The 17,462-nt window shown below is 73.3% G+C and carries 14 protein-coding genes; 3 read left to right on the top strand and 11 right to left on the bottom strand.

Annotated features, from left to right (window positions below):
• Nucleotides 1–126: 126 nt before the first annotated feature.
• The 3 genes from QZL85_RS09685 to QZL85_RS09675 form a co-directional block, all read right to left on the bottom strand.
• Entirely contained in the window at nt 127–1,662 is a 1,536-nt protein-coding gene (locus QZL85_RS09685) for a DEAD/DEAH box helicase (protein ID WP_295576356.1), read from the bottom strand.
• 275 nt (nt 1,663–1,937) lie between these two features.
• Complete coding sequence (gene pip / locus QZL85_RS09680; RefSeq protein WP_295576355.1) at nt 1,938–2,915, bottom strand: prolyl aminopeptidase; 978 nt, start codon at nt 2,913–2,915, stop codon at nt 1,938–1,940.
• On the bottom strand, nt 2,912–3,778 hold the full coding sequence (locus QZL85_RS09675; RefSeq protein ID WP_295576354.1) for a neutral zinc metallopeptidase: 867 nt from the start codon (nt 3,776–3,778) through the stop codon (nt 2,912–2,914). The genes pip and QZL85_RS09675 overlap by 4 nt, the downstream gene beginning before the upstream one ends.
• Before the next feature lie 90 nt (nt 3,779–3,868).
• Between QZL85_RS09675 and QZL85_RS09670 the strand changes: the two genes are divergently transcribed.
• The 3 genes from QZL85_RS09670 to QZL85_RS09660 all read left to right on the top strand — a co-directional run bounded on the left by QZL85_RS09670 (nt 3,869) and on the right by QZL85_RS09660 (nt 7,152).
• Nucleotides 3,869–4,879: a malate dehydrogenase gene (locus tag QZL85_RS09670; protein ID WP_295576353.1), complete on the top strand. Its 1,011-nt coding sequence runs from the start codon at nt 3,869–3,871 to the stop codon at nt 4,877–4,879.
• Between the two features lie 3 nt (nt 4,880–4,882).
• Nucleotides 4,883–6,631: a sodium:proton antiporter gene (locus tag QZL85_RS09665; RefSeq protein WP_295576351.1), complete on the top strand. Its 1,749-nt coding sequence runs from the start codon at nt 4,883–4,885 to the stop codon at nt 6,629–6,631.
• Between the two features lie 86 nt (nt 6,632–6,717).
• Nucleotides 6,718–7,152, top strand: coding sequence for a dehydrogenase (locus QZL85_RS09660; RefSeq protein ID WP_295576373.1), 435 nt, complete (start codon nt 6,718–6,720; stop codon nt 7,150–7,152).
• A gap of 6 nt (nt 7,153–7,158) precedes the next feature.
• On the opposite strand, the gene QZL85_RS09655 is transcribed toward QZL85_RS09660, so the two are convergent.
• Genes QZL85_RS09655 through QZL85_RS09620 form a run of 8 tightly spaced genes read right to left on the bottom strand, consistent with a single transcriptional unit; the run spans nt 7,159 to nt 17,462 of the window.
• Entirely contained in the window at nt 7,159–7,899 is a 741-nt protein-coding gene (locus QZL85_RS09655) for a hypothetical protein (protein WP_295576372.1), read from the bottom strand.
• Between the two features lie 8 nt (nt 7,900–7,907).
• Nucleotides 7,908–9,500 (bottom strand): serine/threonine-protein kinase, encoded by a 1,593-nt coding sequence (locus QZL85_RS09650; protein WP_295576350.1) that lies wholly within the window; start codon nt 9,498–9,500, stop codon nt 7,908–7,910.
• On the bottom strand, nt 9,497–10,918 hold the full coding sequence (locus tag QZL85_RS09645) for an FHA domain-containing protein (RefSeq protein ID WP_295576349.1): 1,422 nt from the start codon (nt 10,916–10,918) through the stop codon (nt 9,497–9,499). The genes QZL85_RS09650 and QZL85_RS09645 overlap by 4 nt, the downstream gene beginning before the upstream one ends.
• Nucleotides 10,918–11,751, bottom strand: a complete 834-nt coding sequence (locus tag QZL85_RS09640) for a PP2C family serine/threonine-protein phosphatase (protein WP_295576348.1) — start codon at nt 11,749–11,751, stop codon at nt 10,918–10,920. The genes QZL85_RS09645 and QZL85_RS09640 overlap by 1 nt, the downstream gene beginning before the upstream one ends.
• On the bottom strand, nt 11,748–12,830 hold the full coding sequence (locus tag QZL85_RS09635; protein ID WP_295576347.1) for an RDD family protein: 1,083 nt from the start codon (nt 12,828–12,830) through the stop codon (nt 11,748–11,750). The genes QZL85_RS09640 and QZL85_RS09635 overlap by 4 nt, the downstream gene beginning before the upstream one ends.
• The gene (locus tag QZL85_RS09630) at nt 12,827–15,130 is read right to left on the bottom strand and encodes a transglutaminase family protein (RefSeq protein ID WP_295576346.1); all 2,304 of its coding nucleotides are present in this window, start codon (nt 15,128–15,130) and stop codon (nt 12,827–12,829) included. Before QZL85_RS09630 ends, QZL85_RS09635 begins: the two co-directional genes overlap by 4 nt.
• Nucleotides 15,127–16,491 carry a DUF58 domain-containing protein gene (locus tag QZL85_RS09625; RefSeq protein WP_295576344.1) on the bottom strand — a complete coding sequence of 455 codons (1,365 nt, stop codon included), beginning with the start codon at nt 16,489–16,491 and terminating at the stop codon, nt 15,127–15,129. The genes QZL85_RS09630 and QZL85_RS09625 overlap by 4 nt, the downstream gene beginning before the upstream one ends.
• Complete coding sequence (locus QZL85_RS09620; protein WP_295576343.1) at nt 16,491–17,462, bottom strand: MoxR family ATPase; 972 nt, start codon at nt 17,460–17,462, stop codon at nt 16,491–16,493. The genes QZL85_RS09625 and QZL85_RS09620 overlap by 1 nt, the downstream gene beginning before the upstream one ends.

Genomic DNA, 17,462 nt, shown 5'->3' with positions numbered 1-17,462 from the left:
CCCACCTGGCGCGAAGCGCCGCCCCGGGCCGCCGAACGGGTCAGGTGAACCCAGCCCCAGCCGCACCCCCACGAACGACGAAGCGCCCCGGGCCGAAGCACGGGGCGCTCGTCTCAAAAGCGAGGGTCAGCGACCGCCGCGGCGGTTGGCGCCGTTCTGGCGCACGACCGATCCGACCGTGAGGCCGCCGCCGTGGCTGGCGCGACGACCCGAGGTGCGGGCGTTGCCCGACGCCGCGGGCTGCGCGGCCGGACGGTCCGCGGAGTGCGCGCGCTCGGCGGGGCGACCCGCCGAGGCCGGGCGACCCGAGGATGCGGGACGACCCGAGCGGTCGGTGCGCGGCGCGCCGCCGCGACCGCCCTGACCGCGGCCGCCGTCGCGTCCGCCGCCCTGGCCCTCGCGCGCGGCGCGCTTGCGCTGCGCGTTGGCGCCCTGGCTCTGTCCGCCGCCGCGCTGCTGCTCGGCCTTCGGCACGGGCGTGACGTACGCGGCGACCTCGCCGACGAGGTCGGCGACCTCGGCCGACTCGGCGTGGACGCGGACGGGCGTGACGGTGATCGCGGCCTTGCGGAGCAGGTCCTTGACGTCCTTCTCCTGGCCGGGCAGCACGAGCGTGACGACCGATCCCTCGGCGCCGGCGCGCGCGGTGCGGCCCGAGCGGTGCAGGTACGCCTTGTGCTCCATGGGCGGGTCGACGTGGATGACGAGCTCGACGTCGTCCACGTGCACGCCGCGGGCGGCGACGTCGGTGGCGACGAGCACCTTGGCGGCACCGGTCGAGAACGCCGCGAGGTTGCGGTCGCGCTGCGGCTGCGACAGGTTGCCGTGCAGGTCGACGGACGGGATGCCCTGCGACGTCAGCTGCTGGGCGAGCTTCTTCGCGTGGTGCTTCGTGCGCATGAACAGGATGCGGCGGCCCGTGCCGGACGCGAGCGTGCGGACGAGCTCCTTCTTGGCATCCGCGCCCTCCACGTGGAAGACGTGGTGCGTCATGGCGGCGACGGGCGAGTTGGCCTCGTCGACGGAGTGCAGGATCTCGTTCTGCAGGAAGCGGTTCACGAGCTTGTCCACGCCGTTGTCCAGCGTCGCGCTGAACAGCATGCGCTGGCCGTCGCGGGGGGTCTTGTCGAGGATGCGGGTGACCGAGGGCAGGAAGCCGAGGTCGGCCATGTGGTCGGCCTCGTCGATGACCGTGATCTCGACGGCGTCGAGCGACACGTAGCGCTGCTTCATGAGGTCTTCGAGGCGTCCCGGGCAGGCCACGACGATGTCGACGCCGGCCTGCAGCGCCTGCACCTGGCGGCTCTGGTTGACGCCGCCGAAGATGGTCGTCGTCTTGAGTCCGTACGCCGCGGCCAGCGGCTGGAGTGCGACGTTGATCTGCGTCGCGAGCTCGCGGGTCGGCGCGAGGATGAGGCCGAGGATGCGGCCCGATCGGCGCGATCCGCCGGCGAGGGCGCCGCCGAGGCGCGCGGCCATCGGGATCGAGAAGGCCAGGGTCTTGCCCGAGCCCGTCTTGCCTCGACCGAGCACGTCGCGCCCGGCGAGGGTGTCGGGCAGGGTGTCGGCCTGGATCGGGAACGGGGTGGTCTTGCCGTCGGCCGCGAGGACCTCGAGCAGGGGGGCGGGCACGCCGAGCGTGCGGAAAGTCAGTTCAGACATGAGTGAGTGTTTCTGGGCGCGAACGCCCGAGTCGGTGGCCCGGGTGCGGGTGCGCACACGGGGTCGCCGTACGAAGAATGTCAGCCGACTTCGATCCGTGGATCGGCGGCGAGGGAAGCGTTCTACGACGCGAGAAACGCCAGGGAAGGCGCTGCAAGTCCTCCTACCCTAGCAGGAGCGGCTGTGCAGAGCCCGTGGACGGACGGCGCGAGCCCGTGGACGGACGGCGCGAGCCCGTGGACACCGCCGGGCCAGAACCCCGCGACCACCGTGCGTCAGCCCGCGAAGCGGTCGGTCGCGGCGCGCAGCGCCGTCGCGATCCCCGGCTCGGATGCCGAGTGCGAGGCGTCCGGGACGACGACGAACTCGGCCTCGGGCCAGGCCCGGTGCAGGTCCCAGGCGGTCATGATCGGGGTGCACACGTCGTAGCGGCCCTGCACGATGACGGCGGGGATGTGGCGGATGGCGTCGACGTCGGCGATCAGCTGTCCCTCTCGGAACCAGCCACCGTGGACGAAGTAGTGGTTCTCGATGCGCGCGAAGGCGACCGCGGCATCCGGCTCGGTCATCGAGGCCACGAGGTCGGGATCCGGGAGCAGCGTGAGGGTGGCGGCCTCCCACGTGGTCCAGGCGAGTCCCGCAGGACGGTGCACCTCGGGGTCGGGGTCGGTGAGCCGACGGTGGTAGGCCTCGATGAGACGCGAACGCTCCAGCACCGGGATCGGCGCCACGAACTGCTCCCACAGGTCGGGGAACAGCGCGGCCGCGCCGCCCTCGTAGAACCACTCCAGCTCGTGCCGGCGCAGGGTGAAGATCCCGCGCAGCACGATCTCGCTCACGGCGGCGGGGTGGCTCTGCGCGTAGGCGAGGGCGAGCGCGCTCCCCCAGGAGCCGCCGAAGACCATCCACTGCTCGATGCCGAGGTTCCGGCGGAGCAGTTCGATGTCGGCCACGAGGTGCCACGTGGTGTTGTGGCGCAGCTCGGCATCCGGCGCGCTCACGTGCGGAGTGCTCTTGCCGCAGCCGCGCTGGTCGAGCAGCACGATCCGGTAGCGCTCGGGGTCGAAGAACCGGCGATGCCACGCGCTCGTCCCGGCTCCCGGCCCGCCGTGCAGGAACACGACGGGCTTGCCCTCCGGGTTGCCGGACTGCTCCCAGTACACGCGCTGCCCGTCGCCGGCCAGCAGGTGACCGGTCTCGTACGGCTCGATGGCCGGGTAGAGGATGCCGTCCAGGTGGGGTGCCGAGCTCACAAGTCCGCTCCGTCGACGCGGAAGGTGTCGCACGCCCCCACGCCGGACTTGTAGCCGGTGGCGAACCAGCGCTGGCGCTGCTCGCTGGAGCCGTGCGTCCAGGTCTCCGGGCGCACCTGACCGGACTGCTCCTGGATATGGTCGTCGCCGACGGTGCCCGCCGCCTCGAGCGCATCCTTCAATTGCGCCTCGGTCGGCTCCTTGAGGAAGGCGACGCCGTTCGCGTCCTTCTCCTCGGCCGCGTTCGCGACCCAGGCGCCGGCGAAGCAGTCGGCCTGCAGCTCGGTGCGCACGCTGTTGCTGTCCGGGCCGGTGCCGTTGGGCGGGTAGCGGTCCATGACACCCGTGATCTGCTGGATGTGGTGCCCCCACTCGTGCGCGAGCACGTACATCTGCGACAGCGGCCCCGCCTCGGCGCCGAACTGCTGCCGCAGGATGTCGAAAAAGGTGGGGTCGATGTAGATGGCCTCTTCCGGCGGGCAGTAGAACGGGCCCGCCGCGTTCGAGGCCGTGCCGCACGCGGTGGCGGTCTGGCCGTCGACGATGATGAGCTCGGGCGATCGGTACCCCTCGAGCTGGCCCTCCCAGAAGCCGTCGAGCACGAGCTGCGTCGCGGCGATGCGGCACTCGTCGCTCGCGTTCGCGTCGGCACCGGTCTCGCACTGCGAGACCTCGGTCTCCTGGCCCTGCGGCGCGCTGTCGCCGCCGCCGAGGATGCTGCTGAAGTCGCCGCCCGTGAACAGCTGGAGGAGGAGGATCGCGAGACCGCCGAGGCCCGCGACACCCACGCCGCCGGCGACGGCGCCGCCGCCGCGCTTCCGGGCCGTGTTTCCGCCGACATCGGCGTTGGGATTGAACGTCATGCGCTCACCGTACCCCCGCCCGCCTCGCCGGATGAAGGCGTTGACAGGGGCGGATGCCTCGTGCTCGGGGCCCGGCAATAGGCTCGACCCATGAACGCCACCCCCACGACCGTCACCGTCACCGGCGCCGGTGGTCAGATCGGCTACGCCCTGCTGTTCCGGATCGCCGGCGGCGCCATGCTGGGCCCTGACCGTCCGGTCCGTCTCCGTCTGCTGGAGATCCCGCCGGGCCTCGCCGCCGCCGAGGGCGCAGCGCTCGAGCTGCAGGACTGCGCCTTCCCGCTGCTGCGCGGCGTGGAGATCACCGACGACGCGCGGGCCGCGTTCGACGGTACGAACGTCGCCCTCCTCGTGGGTGCGCGTCCGCGCACCGCGGGGATGGAACGGGGCGACCTCTTGGCGGCCAACGCCGGCATCTTCGGCCCGCAGGGTGCGGCGCTGAACGAGGTCGCCGCCGACGATGTGCACGTGCTCGTGGTCGGCAACCCGGCGAACACGAACGCGCTCATCGCCGCGGCATCCGCCCCCGACATCCCCGCCGACCGGTTCCACGCCCTCACGCGACTCGATCACGACCGCGCCGTCGGGCAGCTGTCCGCCGCACTGGACGTGCCCGCCGATGCGATCCGCGACGTCGCGATCTGGGGGAACCATTCCGCGACGCAGTTCCCCGATGTGGCGCACGCGACCGTCGACGGCCGCCCCGTCCTGGACGCCCTCGCCGACCGGCTCGGCGGCCGCGACCGCGCGACGGCCTGGCTCGACGACGAGTTCATCCCGCGGGTCGCGAAGCGGGGCGCCGAGATCATCGCGGTGCGCGGCTCGTCGTCGGCGGCGTCCGCCGCGAACGCCGCCATCTCGCATGTCCGCGACGCCGTGCGGGGCACGGCGGCCGGGTGGACCTCGGCGGCGGTCGTCTCCCGCGGCGAGTACGGCGTGCCGGAGGGTCTGGTCTCGTCGTTCCCGGTGACGAGCGACGGGGCGGGCTACCGGATCGTCGAGGGGCTCGAGCTCGACGCCCGCGGCCGCGCGCGCCTGGATGCGTCGGTGGCCGAACTGGCCGCCGAGCGCGATGCGGTGCGCGAGATGGGCGTGCTCTAGCCGATGGACCTGCTGCCGGCGCTCGTGGTCGGGATCGTGGTCATCGCGATCTCCACGGCGCTGGCGCGCCGGCTGGGCGTCGCCGGTCCGCTCATCCTCGTGGCGGTCGGCCTGATCGCCTCGATGTTCCTCGAGCCCGTGGCCGTCGACCCGGAGCTCATCCTCGTCGGCATCCTCCCGCCCCTCCTCTACGGGGCGGCCGTGCGGATGCCGGCGATCGAGTTCCGCCGCGACGCTCTCCCCATCACGGGGCTCGCGGTCATCCTCGTCGTCGTGAGCGCCCTGCTGCTGGGGACCCTGTTCTTCTTCGCGCTGCCCGAGCTCGGCTTCCCGCTCGCCGTCGCGCTGGGGGCGATCCTGAGTCCCACGGATGCCGTCGCCACCTCGATCGTGAAGAAGCTCGGCATCTCCTCCCGCGTCGTGACGATGCTCGAGGGCGAGAGTCTGCTCAATGACGCGACGGCGCTCGTGCTGCTGCGCAGCGCCGTCGCCGCCGTCGCCGCCGGGTTCTCGTTCTGGGGCACGGTGGGCTCGTTCGCGTGGGGCGTCGCGGTGGCCGTCGTCATCGGCGTCGCGATGGGGATGCTGAACCTCCGCGTGCGGCGCTGGATCCCCAACGTCGCGGCCAACACGGCCCTCGGGTTCGTGGTGCCGTTCCTCGCCTACCTGCCCACCGAGCATCTCGGCGGGTCGGGGCTTGTCGCGGCGGTCGCCGCCGGCATCACGACGGGCCAGGGCACCACGCGCTTCTCCACACCCGAGCAGCGCGTCTCCGACCGGATCAACTGGCGCACCGTCGAGCTGCTCCTCGAGGGCGCCGTCTTCCTCATCATGGGTCTCGAGCTGCGCGACATCGTGTCGGCCACCGTCCAGAAGCACGACGGCCCCTGGATCGCGGTCGGCCTCGCGCTGGCCGCCCTCGGCATCGTGCTCGTCGTGCGCGCCGGCTACGTCACGATGATCGTCGCCCTGCAGGCTCGCCGCGCCCGCCAGCGTCAGCGCGAGCGCCTCCTCGCGCTGGACGAGCGGCTGGAGGCCTTCGATCCGACCGCTCCGCCGGGCGTCCCGCGCGGCTGGCACCCGCTCCTGCGCCGGCGGCTCCGGAAAGCGAGCCCTGAGGCGCGACGGCGGCGCGTCGGCGAGCTCCGCGCACGCGTGACACGGGGCCTCAACGACCTCGACTACTACCAGGCCTCGCCGCTCGGGTGGAAGCACGGCACCATCATCGTGTGGGCCGGCATGCGCGGCGTCGTGACGCTCGCCGCCGCCCAGACGCTGCCGACCGAGACGCCGGCGCGCGAACTGCTGATCCTCATCGCCTTCCTCGTCGCGCTCATCAGCCTGCTGCTGCAGGGCCTCAGCCTCCCGCTCGTCATCCGCCTCCTGCGCATCCCGGCGGACGGCAGCGAGGCGATGACCGCGGACGAGCAGGCCGAGCTCGACGCGGAGCTGCACGCCGCCGCGCTGGAGCTGCTGAACCGGCCGGGTCTCGTCGACGCGCAGGGCGTCCCCGTGCCCACGGAGGTCGTCGACGCCGCGCGCGGACGGATGACCGAGCGCCCGTCGGACGACGCCGCCGGGCCGGAAGGGTTCCTGCAGCTGCGCGTGCTGCTGATCGAGGCGATGCGCGACCGTCTCATCGCCCTCTCCCACGAGGGCGCGTTCTCCTCGGCGGCGCTGCGACACCAGCTCGCCCTCCTGGACGCCGACCAGTTGAGCATCGAAATGCGTCGTGGACCGGAGTCGGAGTGACCGCCGACGGTCCGGGGCGTCACAATGGAGTCGACGAGAGCGGCCGCAGTGCCGATGACAGGGGCGACAGCGTGAGCGATGACCGGATGGATGCCGTCGGCGGGACGCCCGGCGAGTACGCCGAGACGCACACCGTCGCCCTCCCCGGCGACGCGGACACGCTGGCGGCGACCTTCCCCGCACTGCAGCCGAGCGCCGAGTGGTGGGCGGCGCGTCCCGCCGACTCCCGCCTGGTCGGGCTCGTCGTCGTCCGGGACGACATGCCGAGCGTCGTCGCGCAGCGCGACGCGCTCGCACAGTTCGGCGTGCCGATCGACGGATTCCGGCACCCGGCCCCGGAGACGGGGGAGAGCTGGACCGAACGGCTGACGCGCCTCTTCGGGCGGCTCGGGACCGGCGACGTCGTCGTCGTGGCCGACAAGCATGCGCTGGGTCGCGGGGTCGACGAGGAGATCCGCACCGTGGCCGAGCTCCGCCGCCGCGGCGTCATCGTGAAGGTGCTGGGGCACGACCGGGCGTGAGCCCGATCAGCGGCTCCGCTCGCCGACGAGCTCCGGGTCATCCAGCATCCCGAGGTCCTCACGGACCACGAGCCGCGATGCGATGGCGTGCTCGACGAGGCGGACCCGCCGGTTCGTCGCGGAGGCGGACACGCCCCCGCGGAGACCCGGGACGCCCTGCCGGTCGAGTTTGTCGCACACGTTGTCGAGCTTGCGGTTGAACCGTGTGAGGGTCCAGCCGAGGCGCTCCGCGGCCTTCGCGGAGCTGGGCAGCTCGCTCATGCCGGTGCCCTCCCGGCGGAGGACCGGCTCGGCGAGCGCGAGGATCAGCAGCTTCTGACTCACCGTCAGCGGCACGGCGCCGATCGTGGACAGTCCGTCGTCGTCGAGGCTCGGGACGTTCTCCCGGAACGCGGGCTGCTCGGTGTGCACCGACAGCTCGTACGTCGTCGGCCCGGCGCTGAAGACGACGGTCGTGGCCGCGAAGACGATCGGGAGGCGCGCGCCGGGTGCGAGCTGCGCCTGCACCCGCCCTTCCGTGTCGGTCACCGTCGCCGACAGGCGCGACCCGATGTTCACCAGCCACCACAGGCCCCCGGCATCCTCGATCGAGAGGAAGTGCCGGTGGAGGAACCGGTTGTCGTCGAGGGTGAGGTCGCCCTCGCGGCCGATCGTGAAGCGCTCTCCCGGGGCGAGGGTGAAGTACTCCCCCGCGAACTCGACGGTCACGCCCACCGGGATGTCGGAGGGCGGGGGGACGGTGTCCATGATGTCGGTCACGGTGCGCACTTCCTTGTCTCGTCACCGGTCGTGCCGTTCGCCCGCACCAGCTGGACGGCGATGCAGGTCTTCCCCGACGGATCGGCGGGAAGCGTCACGGTCGTCTCGGCCGTGCTCGTCGTGGTGCCGTTCCCCTCCAGCGTGTACGGATACCACGCGAACGTGTCGCCCTCTTCGGGGTCGGGGTTGGTCCAGGTGAACCGCACCTGGCCGTCGGCCGCGTCGCCGACGACGTCCGCCGGGGGCGGCACGAAGCCGTCGATCGGGTCCTGGGGGGCGACGGAGCCGGACGGGGACGGGAGGGGATCCGGCGCGGGTGTGAGGGCGCTCGCGAGCGCGACGCCGCCGACGATCAGCGCGGCGGTGACGCCGATGCCGACGCCGACCCAGAGGCCTCGCCGAGAGCGCGCACGTGCGGGCACGGCGGGCGCTGCGGGCGCAGCGGGGTCGGGGACGGTGGTGTGCTCGAGGGCCGGCGCCGGCGCACGGCGGACCGTCGAGGACACGTCCTCGATCGTCGCGACGGGAGTCGGTGTCCGCAGGACCGTGGCCTCGACCGTCGTCTCTGCGGGAGCGGATCCGGCGGTCGGCGCGAAGGCCGCCGTCTCGCGCTGACGGGTCTGCCCGGCCGCGGGCGAGGTCTGCGGCTCGATGCTCACGATCCCGCGGACGCGGGTCAGCTCGCCGTCATCCTCGTCGTCCTCGTCGTCGACGGGCGAGTCGTCCAGGATGTCGATGGGTGTGACCGAGTGCGCGAGCTCGATCTGCACGCGCTGCAGCGCGCGTGCGAAGGCGACCGCCGTGTCGTACCGGTCGCCCGGCCGCTTGGCCATCGATCGCTCGAGCGCGACCTGGAGCGACTCGGGCACGTCGGCGCGGTCGAGGCGCGCGAGCGGCTCCGACTCGATGCGGCGGATGAGGTCGGCGCCGCCGTTGCGCCCGCCCGGCACCTCGAACGGCGAGTGCCCGGCCAGCAGGGTGTACACGGTGGCACCCAGCGCATAGACGTCCGAGCGCACGCCGGACTCCGGAGCGTCGGCGAAGGTCTCCGGCGGGGACCAGGGGATCGACATGCCGGCGGACGAGTCGGCGGCCTCCGCGGTCGTCGCGATGCCGAAGTCGGTGAGAGCGGGCCGGTTGTACTCGGTGACGAGGATGTTGGCGGGCTTGATGTCGCGGTGCAGGATGCCGGCGCGGTGCGCCGTCTCGACGGCCGCGGCCACCTGCACGCCGACCCGGAGCGCCTCCGCGACCGAGAACGCCGCGGCACGGGAGCGGACCTGCAGGTTGGGGCGCGGGCAGTACTCCATCACGAGGTACGGGCGCCCGTCCTCCGAGACGCCGGCCTGGTAGATCGTGACGATGGCGGGATGCGTCGACAGCAGCGCCATCACGTTGGCCTCGGCCGCGAACTGCTCCGCCGAGGCGCCGGCCATCCGGTCGGGGAGCAGGACCTTCACCGCGACGCGTCGACGCGGCAGCTGCTGCTCGTAGAGGTAGACGTCGGCGAAGCCGCCGGAGCCCAGGAGCTCGACGTAGGTGAACCCCGGCAGGGACGGCGGCGGCGCGGGCGGGCGCTTGGTGCTCACGGCAGGTCCTCGAAGGTGACGGTGATCCCGTCGCCGATGTCGAGCACGTCGCCGGTGACGACCATCGTGGCTTCGCCGGGGTGCAGGCGCACGGGATCGTTGCCGCCGCGCAGGAGCACGGTGCCGTTGGTCGTGTCGAGGTCGGTCACGAGCACGTGCTCGCCCTCGGCCCGGATCTCGATGTGGCTGCGGGAGATGTCCTGGTCGGGGCTGTCCACAGCGATGAGCGTCGGGAGGTCGGCGCCGGAGGCACGCGTGGACTTGGGGCGTCGGCCGATGACGACGGGGCGCTCGAGTTCGACGACGCGGCCCGTGGACAGGCGGATGCGACCCTGGGAGGGTCGGCGCGGCGGGACGTTGTCCGTCGACTCGTACTGCTCGCGCTCCGCCTGCCGCATGGCGCGGAGGTCTGCGACGGCGATCGTCTCGCCGTCGTGGTCGCCGAGGTCCTCCTCGGGCCCGTCCGTCGCCGGCGGCTCCTCGTCGGGTTCCGCCTGCGCGGCGCGCGGGCGGGCGATCGTCTCGCCCCAGACGACGTCATCGTCGGGGGCATCGCCCGGGACGGCGGTCGCGGAGGGCAGCCAGGTCTCGGCGATGGCGGGCACGCCGGTGATCAGCGTCTCGTCGTCGGCGGGTGCTGCTTCGGGCTCGCGCGCCACCTGCGGCTCGGGCTCCGCCTCGGTCTCGGGCACGTCGGACGGTGCCGGGACCTCCCCGGCCGGTTCGGCGGCCTCGTCGGACGCCTCCCGCTGGGGCTGAGGCTCGCGCCCGGGCTCGGGCTCGCGCTCGGGCTCTGCCGTTGGCTCGGGCTCGGGCTCTGCCGTCGGCTCCGCCTCAGGTTCGGGCTCGGGCTCCGCGACCGGCTCGGGCTCCGGCTCCGCGACCGGCTCAGGCTCCGCGACGGGCTCGGCCGCAGGGCTCGGTGCGGCGACGGCGGCGACCGGCGTCGCAACCGCCGCCGGGGCGCTCCCGACCGTCACCACGACGGCCGACACGGGCGCGATGCCGTCCACGAGCGGGAGGCTCCCCGCGTCGTCGATCCCGGCATCCACCGCCAGGGACACGCGGTGCACACCGGGAATGACCCGCTCGACCCAGGTCGAGACGCCGCGCCCGGAGATCTCCTCCGCGCCGGAATCCGATTCGACGACGAGCTCCAGTGCGCCGCGCACGGCGACGCGGACCGCGCCGTCCTCCACGACGACGAGGGCGAACGGCGGGATGGCGGTCAGCGAGGTGCCGAAGGCTCCCGTGAGCGCCTCGAGAAGCGCCGCGATCCCGCCCTGCGCGAGTCGGCGCCACGCCGCTTCGGCCGTGTGCGGGGTCACCTCGGCGGGGAGCACCGCGAGCGCGGAACCGGACACCACCGCGAGCCAGGACTCCGCAGAGCCGGCCGGCCGGTATCGCACATCCACCATCAGCGGTTCCCCCTCGTGCCCGCACGCGGGCGGGTGTCCTCATCGACGTCGCCGCCGTCGCGACCGGCCGCCGGAGCGGTGTCGTAGATGTCGTCATGGCCGTTGACCGCGAGCGCGTCGACGACGACGGCCGTGATGTTGTCCCGCCCTCCGTGGACGAGCGCCTCGTGCACGAGGCGGGTCGCGGCGGCCTGCGGGTCGGCTTCGTCGCCCAGGATGCCGGCGATCCGGGCGGCGTCCAGCTCGCCGGAGAGCCCGTCCGAGCAGACGAGGATGCGGTCGCCGGGTTCGGCGGGCACCATCCAGTAGTCCGCCTCGCCGTCGCTGCCGGCGCCGATCGCGCGCGTGATCTCGTTGCGTCGGCGGTCCTGCGCGGCCGACAGCCCGTCGAGCGCCCCCGCGTCGATGAGCTCCTGCACGACGGAGTGGTCGACGCTGATCTGCGTCAGCATCCCGCGGGCGTACCGGTACGTGCGGGAGTCGCCGACGTTGACGGTCAGCCAGTAGCCGACGCCCCCCACGTCGCTGATCGCGACACCGCTGAGCGTCGTGCCGGCCGCACGCTCGCCGCTCGCGATGGCATCGACCTCGTCGCGGGCGTGTCCGAGAGCGACGCGCATCTCGTCGACGCTGAGGCTCTCGTGACCGGCGAGCACGGCGAACGCGGCGACGACGGCCGCGCTGGCCCGGGCGCCGGCATCGTGCCCGCCCATGCCGTCGGCGACGAGGAAGAGGGGGGACTCGGCCAGCAGCGCGTCCTCGTTGGCGCGTCGGCGCATGCCGGGATGGGTCGCCGTCCCGAAGGCGACGTCGATGATGGGGGTCGCCGTCATCGCGCCACCTCCACGGTCACGTGCCGGTCGCCCATCTCCAGGACGTCTCCGGCGTGGATCGGCGTGCGCTGCCCGGCGACGAGCGCCTGGCGCTGCGCACCGCGGCGGACGACGACACCGTTGGTCGAGTGCCGGTCGAGCGCGAAGAGCCGGCCGTCCTCGGCGCCGATCTCGAAGTGCGTCTTGGACAGCGACAGCGTCTCGTCGCGGATCGGTGCGACGTGGACGCCGGTCTCGGGGGTGGGGTTCCGGCCGAACAGCGTCGTCCCGTAGACGGCCTGGCGCGTGCCGTCATCCCAGACCATGGTCGCGAGCGCCCGCTCACCGGTCGCGATGCGGGTGTCGTCCAGCGGCACGGCGGGCGGGGCGATCGTGGCCGGCGCGGGCGCGGCCACAGGCTTCGCCGACTGCTGGGACACGCCGGGCACGAACGAGATGACACCGCCCGCGGCGGGCGCGGAGACCGTCGTCGCGACCGGCGTGGTCTCGGCCGGCCGGACCGGGCTCGCGGGCGCGCTGGTCGACGCCGGAGGAGCGACCGGCGTGACCGGCAGCGACGCGGCGGCGGCCGCGGACGGGAAGCCCGCCATCGGCGGGATGGGAAGGGGCGCCGGGACGTCCCCCGCGGCGGCCGGCGCGGCCGCCGCCGGGGCGCCGAGCGCGTCGATCATGACGGAGCCGACGGCGATGTCGTGCCAGCCGCGTCGCCACGGCGAGCGGTCGAACAGCGGCGAGAACATCCCCACGATGACGGCCGCGCCGACCCCCCAGACGAGGTTGCGTCCGAGCGCGCGACCGAAGCCGAGCGCGCCGTCGTCGTCGGCATGGCGGAGTTCGAGCCCCAGCATCCGCATGCCCAGCGATCCGTCGCCGCCCTGCATCGCCGAGTAGACGAGCAGCCAGGCGAGCGGTACGAGGGAGGCGAGCACGAGGGCGACGGGCACTGGGAACGCCCCGGCGGTGCCGACGGAGATCCCGGCGAAGATGCCGGCGCCGATGCCCGAGATCGCGGCGGCGATGACGCTGTCGAGGAGATACGCGCCGATGCGGCGGCGGAGGTCCGCCGGCTGCCGGTTCACGCCGCTCCCCCGCGCGGACGGCGCAGCGACCGGAGGCTCAGGCGCGCCTGCATCCGCTGCCATACGGACGTGGAACCCTTCATCTCTCCGACGATATCGTCCACCTCACGCCAGAACGCCTCGACCTGTTCCGGAGTCGGGTCGCCCGGACCGTACACGTCGGCGTCGGCCTTCTGCGCGAGGGTCGCGACCCTCGGCTGCGCGAAGGAGTCGCCGACCACCATGGCGCTCTCGGCGCGTGTGGCGCCCTGGGCGACAGGCGCGCGGAGATCCACGGCGGAGTCCACGAGCTCGTCCCATCCACCGGAGATGCGGTCCGCCGTGCGCTCCGCGCGCCGACGACGCGTACGGCGGGCGCCCTTGATGGCCCCGAGCACGATGAACGGCGCGGCGAGGAGACCCAGGATGCCGACGGTGATGCCGCCGTACAGCAGCACGGGACCGAGCCAGTCGAACGGCGAGTCCTCCTCATCCTCCTGCTCGCGGTCCTCCGCGATGGCGGGGGGCAGGTCGGCGGGCTCCTGCGCGGGCGGCGGGGGCTGCAGGACCTGCGGCTTGGGGTTCGCCTGCGGCTTGGTGGTCTGGTCGTTGGGCTCGTTGTCCTCGTCCGGGGTGGGTGTGAAGGGAATCCACCCGTACCCCTCGAAGGCGATCTCGACCCAGGCGTGCAGGTTGTCGCCGGTCGCCGTGAAGACGTCGCCCGACCCCTCGTCCTCGCCGGGGTACCAGCCCATGACGACGCGGGCCGGCATGCCGAGCTGCACCGCCATGAGCGACATGGCGACGGCGTACTGCTCGTCGTCGCCGATCATCTGGTCGCCGGAGAAGACCGACTGGATGCGGGCGGCGCCGTGGCCGGACGGGGAGAGCACTTCGCCCTCCAGCCCGTGGCTGAAGAACCCGTCCGTGCTGAGCCAGCTCTCCAGCGCCCGCGCCTGCTCGATCGGCGTCTCGGCGTCGGCGGTCGCCTTCGACGCGAGCTCCGCGAGGTTCTCCGGGATGCCGACCTGCTTGGGCATCTTCAGCGGCGCGAAGGGCGTCTCGGACAGGGCCGCGTCGCTGGGCAGGTCGGGGAACACGGTCTCGACCGTGTAGGTGTCGCCGGCGGCGAGGCCGCTCGTGACCACGGCCGTTCCCGTCGCGTCGTTGTAGTGGGCGGAACGGCGGAGGTCCTCCGCGCGGTCCCCGTCGAACGTGATCTCGCGCACGGCGCCGGCGTCGGGGAGCCACACGCCGGACAGCCCGTCGACCGCGATCTGCAGCGTCGTGGTGGCGCCGTCGACCGCCGGAGACATGTTGGAGCGCACCGGCGTGAAGGAGCTGGACGATCCGGCGCCGTCGTCGGAGACGTTGTAGACGATGCCGTTGTAGGCGTCCATCGTGCCGAGGCGGATGCGGGCCTCCTCAGGAAGGCCGGTCGCCGTGAACAGCGTCTCGTCGGCGTCGTCGCGGACGATCGCGCGGAAGGACTGCAACGGGCTCGGGTACTGCCTGATGTCGAACGGGGGCACGACGAAGTCGCGGAGGACATACCGCGGGACCGGCGGGCTCGCGAAGGCGGCCGTCGCGACGCCCGCCCCGGCGGCGAGGGCGAGCACGGCGGAACCGGCGATGAGCCGGCGCGAGCGGGAGTGCCGGACGGCGCTCGCGTCGGCGGCGCCGGAGGCCTCGACGCGCACGGCGGCGCCGTCGTTCTCCCACGCGTGGCGGAGGGCGAGCCAGACGACCGCGACGACGGCGAACAGGATGCCCTGCACGAGCGGAGCGGCGGGCTGCGTCACGCCGAGCAGGATCTGGGCGGCCAGCAGGGCGACGGCGGGCAGGAGCGCCCACGCCGCGCGCCGCAGGCGCAGCGCGAGGGAGCCGGCGATCACGGCGGAGAGCAGCGTGAGGAGGAACGGCACGATGAGGTGGCCGTCGGATGCCGCGAGCGGCGGCACCGTGGTCAGCATCTGCTTCCAGCCGGTGACGGTGCCGATGGCGAGCTGGCGCCACGTCTCGATCGACGGGATGACGCCGAGCAGGGCCGTGTGCGGGAGGGCGAGGAGACCGCCGAGCAGGAAGTACGCGCCGACCGTGAGTCCGGCGATCTCGAGCACACCCCAGCGGAGTCGCGCCGTGACCCACGCGATCGCGAGTCCGACGGTGAGTCCCCCGAGGCCCGCGACGAGGTACTGCGGCCCCTCGAAGGTCGGGCCGAAGCCGATGACGGCCACGAGCAGCAGGAGCGCGACGGCGACGAGGTCGAGGACGACGAGGCGCGGCGCGCGCGCGGTCGCCGGCGCCGCGGGAGCCGTCACGACAGCACCTTCCGGACGGCGCCGCCGAGCTGGTCGAGCGCACCGAGCGTGAGGACGTCGGCCTCGCCGATGCGGCGCAGAGCCGGAGCATCCACGCGGGCGTCGGCGACGACGGCGAGCACCCGCACGCCGAACGGGATGCGGGAGCAGGCCAGGCGCAGGTCGGCCGTGTCGGACTTCGAGCCGGTCACCAGCACGACGACGGCGGCCTGCGGGGCATGCGCCGCGATCGCGCCGGCCAGCGCGACGATGCCGCCTTCGCGCGGGCGGGAGTGCTCGAGTGCCGACAGCTCGTCGAGGAAGCGCCGCCCGCTCTGGGAGCGCAGCGCACCCTTCTGCACGCGGGCGTCCAACGTCCGGGAGTCGCGCAGCGCGCGCAGGCCGATGGAGCCTGCGACCGAGATCGCGAGCTCGAACTCGTCCGGGACGCGGTACTCGTCGGGGTGGGTCGAGAGCCCGACGACGAAGTGCGAGCGCCGGGTCTCCTCGTACTGGCGCACCATGACCGAGCCCACGCGCGCCGTGGACTTCCAGTGCACGTGGCGCAGATCATCGCCCGGCTGGTACTCGCGGAGCGCGTGGAAGGACACATCGTCGCGCGCGAGGTGCTGGGAGGGCAGGCCCTCCAGGTCGCGGAGGTGCCCGAGCGAGAGGCCCTCGAGCGAGGTGGTGCGGGGGTGGACGTAGAGGTCGACGGCCTGCCGGCGGTCATGGGTCCGCTCGAAGAGGCCGAGCGGGTCACCGCGCAGCACGCTGACCGGACCGACGGCCAGGACGCCACGGGCGCTGGTCGGGATCGCGAAGAGCTCCTCGTGCGCGGCGCCGGGAGCCAGGCGCGGGACCTGGAAGAGACCCCGGCCGCTGCCGACCGGAAGGACGACCTGGGAGGGCAGGATGCCGCGGGACGTGCTGTTGGTGAGGGTAAGGGCGCCGACCGCCCGCTCCCCCACGACGACGTGAGAGCGCGTGAGGTCGAGCTCGACGTCGTAGGTGGTCCGACCGAAGAGGAAGAGGAGGCTGAGCAGGACGACGGCGGTCAGGACCGCCGCGGCGATCAGGACCTCCACCCACCCGAGCGTCGTCGCCACGATCCACAGCACCACCGCGGAGGCCAGGACGACCCAGCCGACCGGGCGCACGACGGCGGCGACCGCGCGGACCTTGCGGCCGGCGAGCGCCGCGAACTCTGCGGCATCCTCCCGCAGCTGCTGCACCCGGGTGACCTGCTGGGCGGTGACGAGCGGCGGGGCCGTCTCCTCTGCCTGCGGGGCGGCGGTCACGCCCTCCGGAGGGGTCGGCGGCGCGCCGGAGTCCCGGCGCGCGCGGCGCGTCGGTGTCTCCTTCTCCGGCGTGAGGGTCATCAGGCGGTGGCCCTCGCGAGCGGCGCCTCCACGTCGTCGAGCGCGCGCTGGACGACCTTCTCGGCCGTGACGCCGGAGAACTCGGCCTCCGGATCGAGCACGAGACGGTGCGACCAGACCGGCAGGGCGAGCGTCTTGATGTCGTCGGGGATGACGTAGTGCCGCCCCTGCGCGGCGGCGTAGACCTTCGCCATGCGGATCATCGAGATCGCGCCGCGCACGGACACACCGAGGCGGGTCGCCTCGGCGGCGCGGGTGGCCTCGACGAGCTGCGCCGTGAAGCGGGCGACGGCCGGGTCGATGTGCACGGACGCCGCGAGGTCGGCCATGTCGGCGACCGCGCCGGTCGTGATGACGGGCGTGAGCTGTGCGGACGGGTTGCGGTCGACGGCACCGGCGAGGATCCGCTCGGCGATCGCGAGGGAGGGGTAGCCGATCGACGTCTTGATCATGAAGCGGTCCAGCTGCGCCTCGGGCAGCTTGTACGTGCCCGCCTGCTCGATCGGGTTCTGCGTCGCGATGACGAGGAAGGGACGACCCACGTCGTGTGCGACGCCGTCGACCGTCACGCGCGACTCCTCCATGACCTCCAGCAGCGCCGACTGCGTCTTCGGGGACGCGCGGTTGATCTCGTCCGCGAGCATGATCGAGGCGAACACCGGCCCCCGGTGGAACTCGAACTTGTGGTTCTGCTGGTCGTAGATCGTGACGCCCGTGACGTCGGAGGGCAGCAGGTCGGGCGTGAACTGGATGCGGTTCGACGTGCCCTGGACGCTCGCGGCGAGCGCCTTCGCGAGGCTCGTCTTGCCGGTGCCGGGCGCGTCCTCCAGGAGCACGTGACCTTCGGCCAGCATCGCAGCGAGCACGAGACCGACGACCTCGCGCTTGCCCATCAGGGCGATGTCGACGTTGTCGACCAGGCGCGTGAAGGTGTCGCGGAACCAGGCCGCCTGTTCGGGGGTCATGCTCAT

It is taken from the genome of uncultured Microbacterium sp., from assembly GCF_900078385.1.
Lineage (GTDB): Bacteria > Actinomycetota > Actinomycetes > Actinomycetales > Microbacteriaceae > Microbacterium.
Note: the sequence above shows the minus strand (reverse complement) of the source record. Positions and strands in the feature narration are given on the sequence as shown.

Excerpts from the sequence above, each read along its gene's own strand:
- QZL85_RS09685 (WP_295576356.1), bottom strand. The coding sequence starts at position 1,662 with ATGTCTGAACTGACTTTCCGCACGCTCGGCGTGCCCGCCCCCCTGCTC.
- QZL85_RS09675 (WP_295576354.1), bottom strand. The coding sequence starts at position 3,778 with ATGACGTTCAATCCCAACGCCGATGTCGGCGGAAACACGGCCCGGAAG.
- QZL85_RS09670 (WP_295576353.1), top strand. The coding sequence starts at position 3,869 with ATGAACGCCACCCCCACGACCGTCACCGTCACCGGCGCCGGTGGTCAG.
- QZL85_RS09665 (WP_295576351.1), top strand. The coding sequence starts at position 4,883 with ATGGACCTGCTGCCGGCGCTCGTGGTCGGGATCGTGGTCATCGCGATC.
- QZL85_RS09660 (WP_295576373.1), top strand. The coding sequence starts at position 6,718 with ATGGATGCCGTCGGCGGGACGCCCGGCGAGTACGCCGAGACGCACACC.
- QZL85_RS09655 (WP_295576372.1), bottom strand. The coding sequence starts at position 7,899 with ATGGACACCGTCCCCCCGCCCTCCGACATCCCGGTGGGCGTGACCGTC.
- QZL85_RS09645 (WP_295576349.1), bottom strand. The coding sequence starts at position 10,918 with ATGGTGGATGTGCGATACCGGCCGGCCGGCTCTGCGGAGTCCTGGCTC.
- QZL85_RS09640 (WP_295576348.1), bottom strand. The coding sequence starts at position 11,751 with ATGACGGCGACCCCCATCATCGACGTCGCCTTCGGGACGGCGACCCAT.
- QZL85_RS09625 (WP_295576344.1), bottom strand. The coding sequence starts at position 16,491 with ATGACCCTCACGCCGGAGAAGGAGACACCGACGCGCCGCGCGCGCCGG.
- QZL85_RS09620 (WP_295576343.1), bottom strand. The coding sequence starts at position 17,462 with ATGAGCATGACCCCCGAACAGGCGGCCTGGTTCCGCGACACCTTCACG.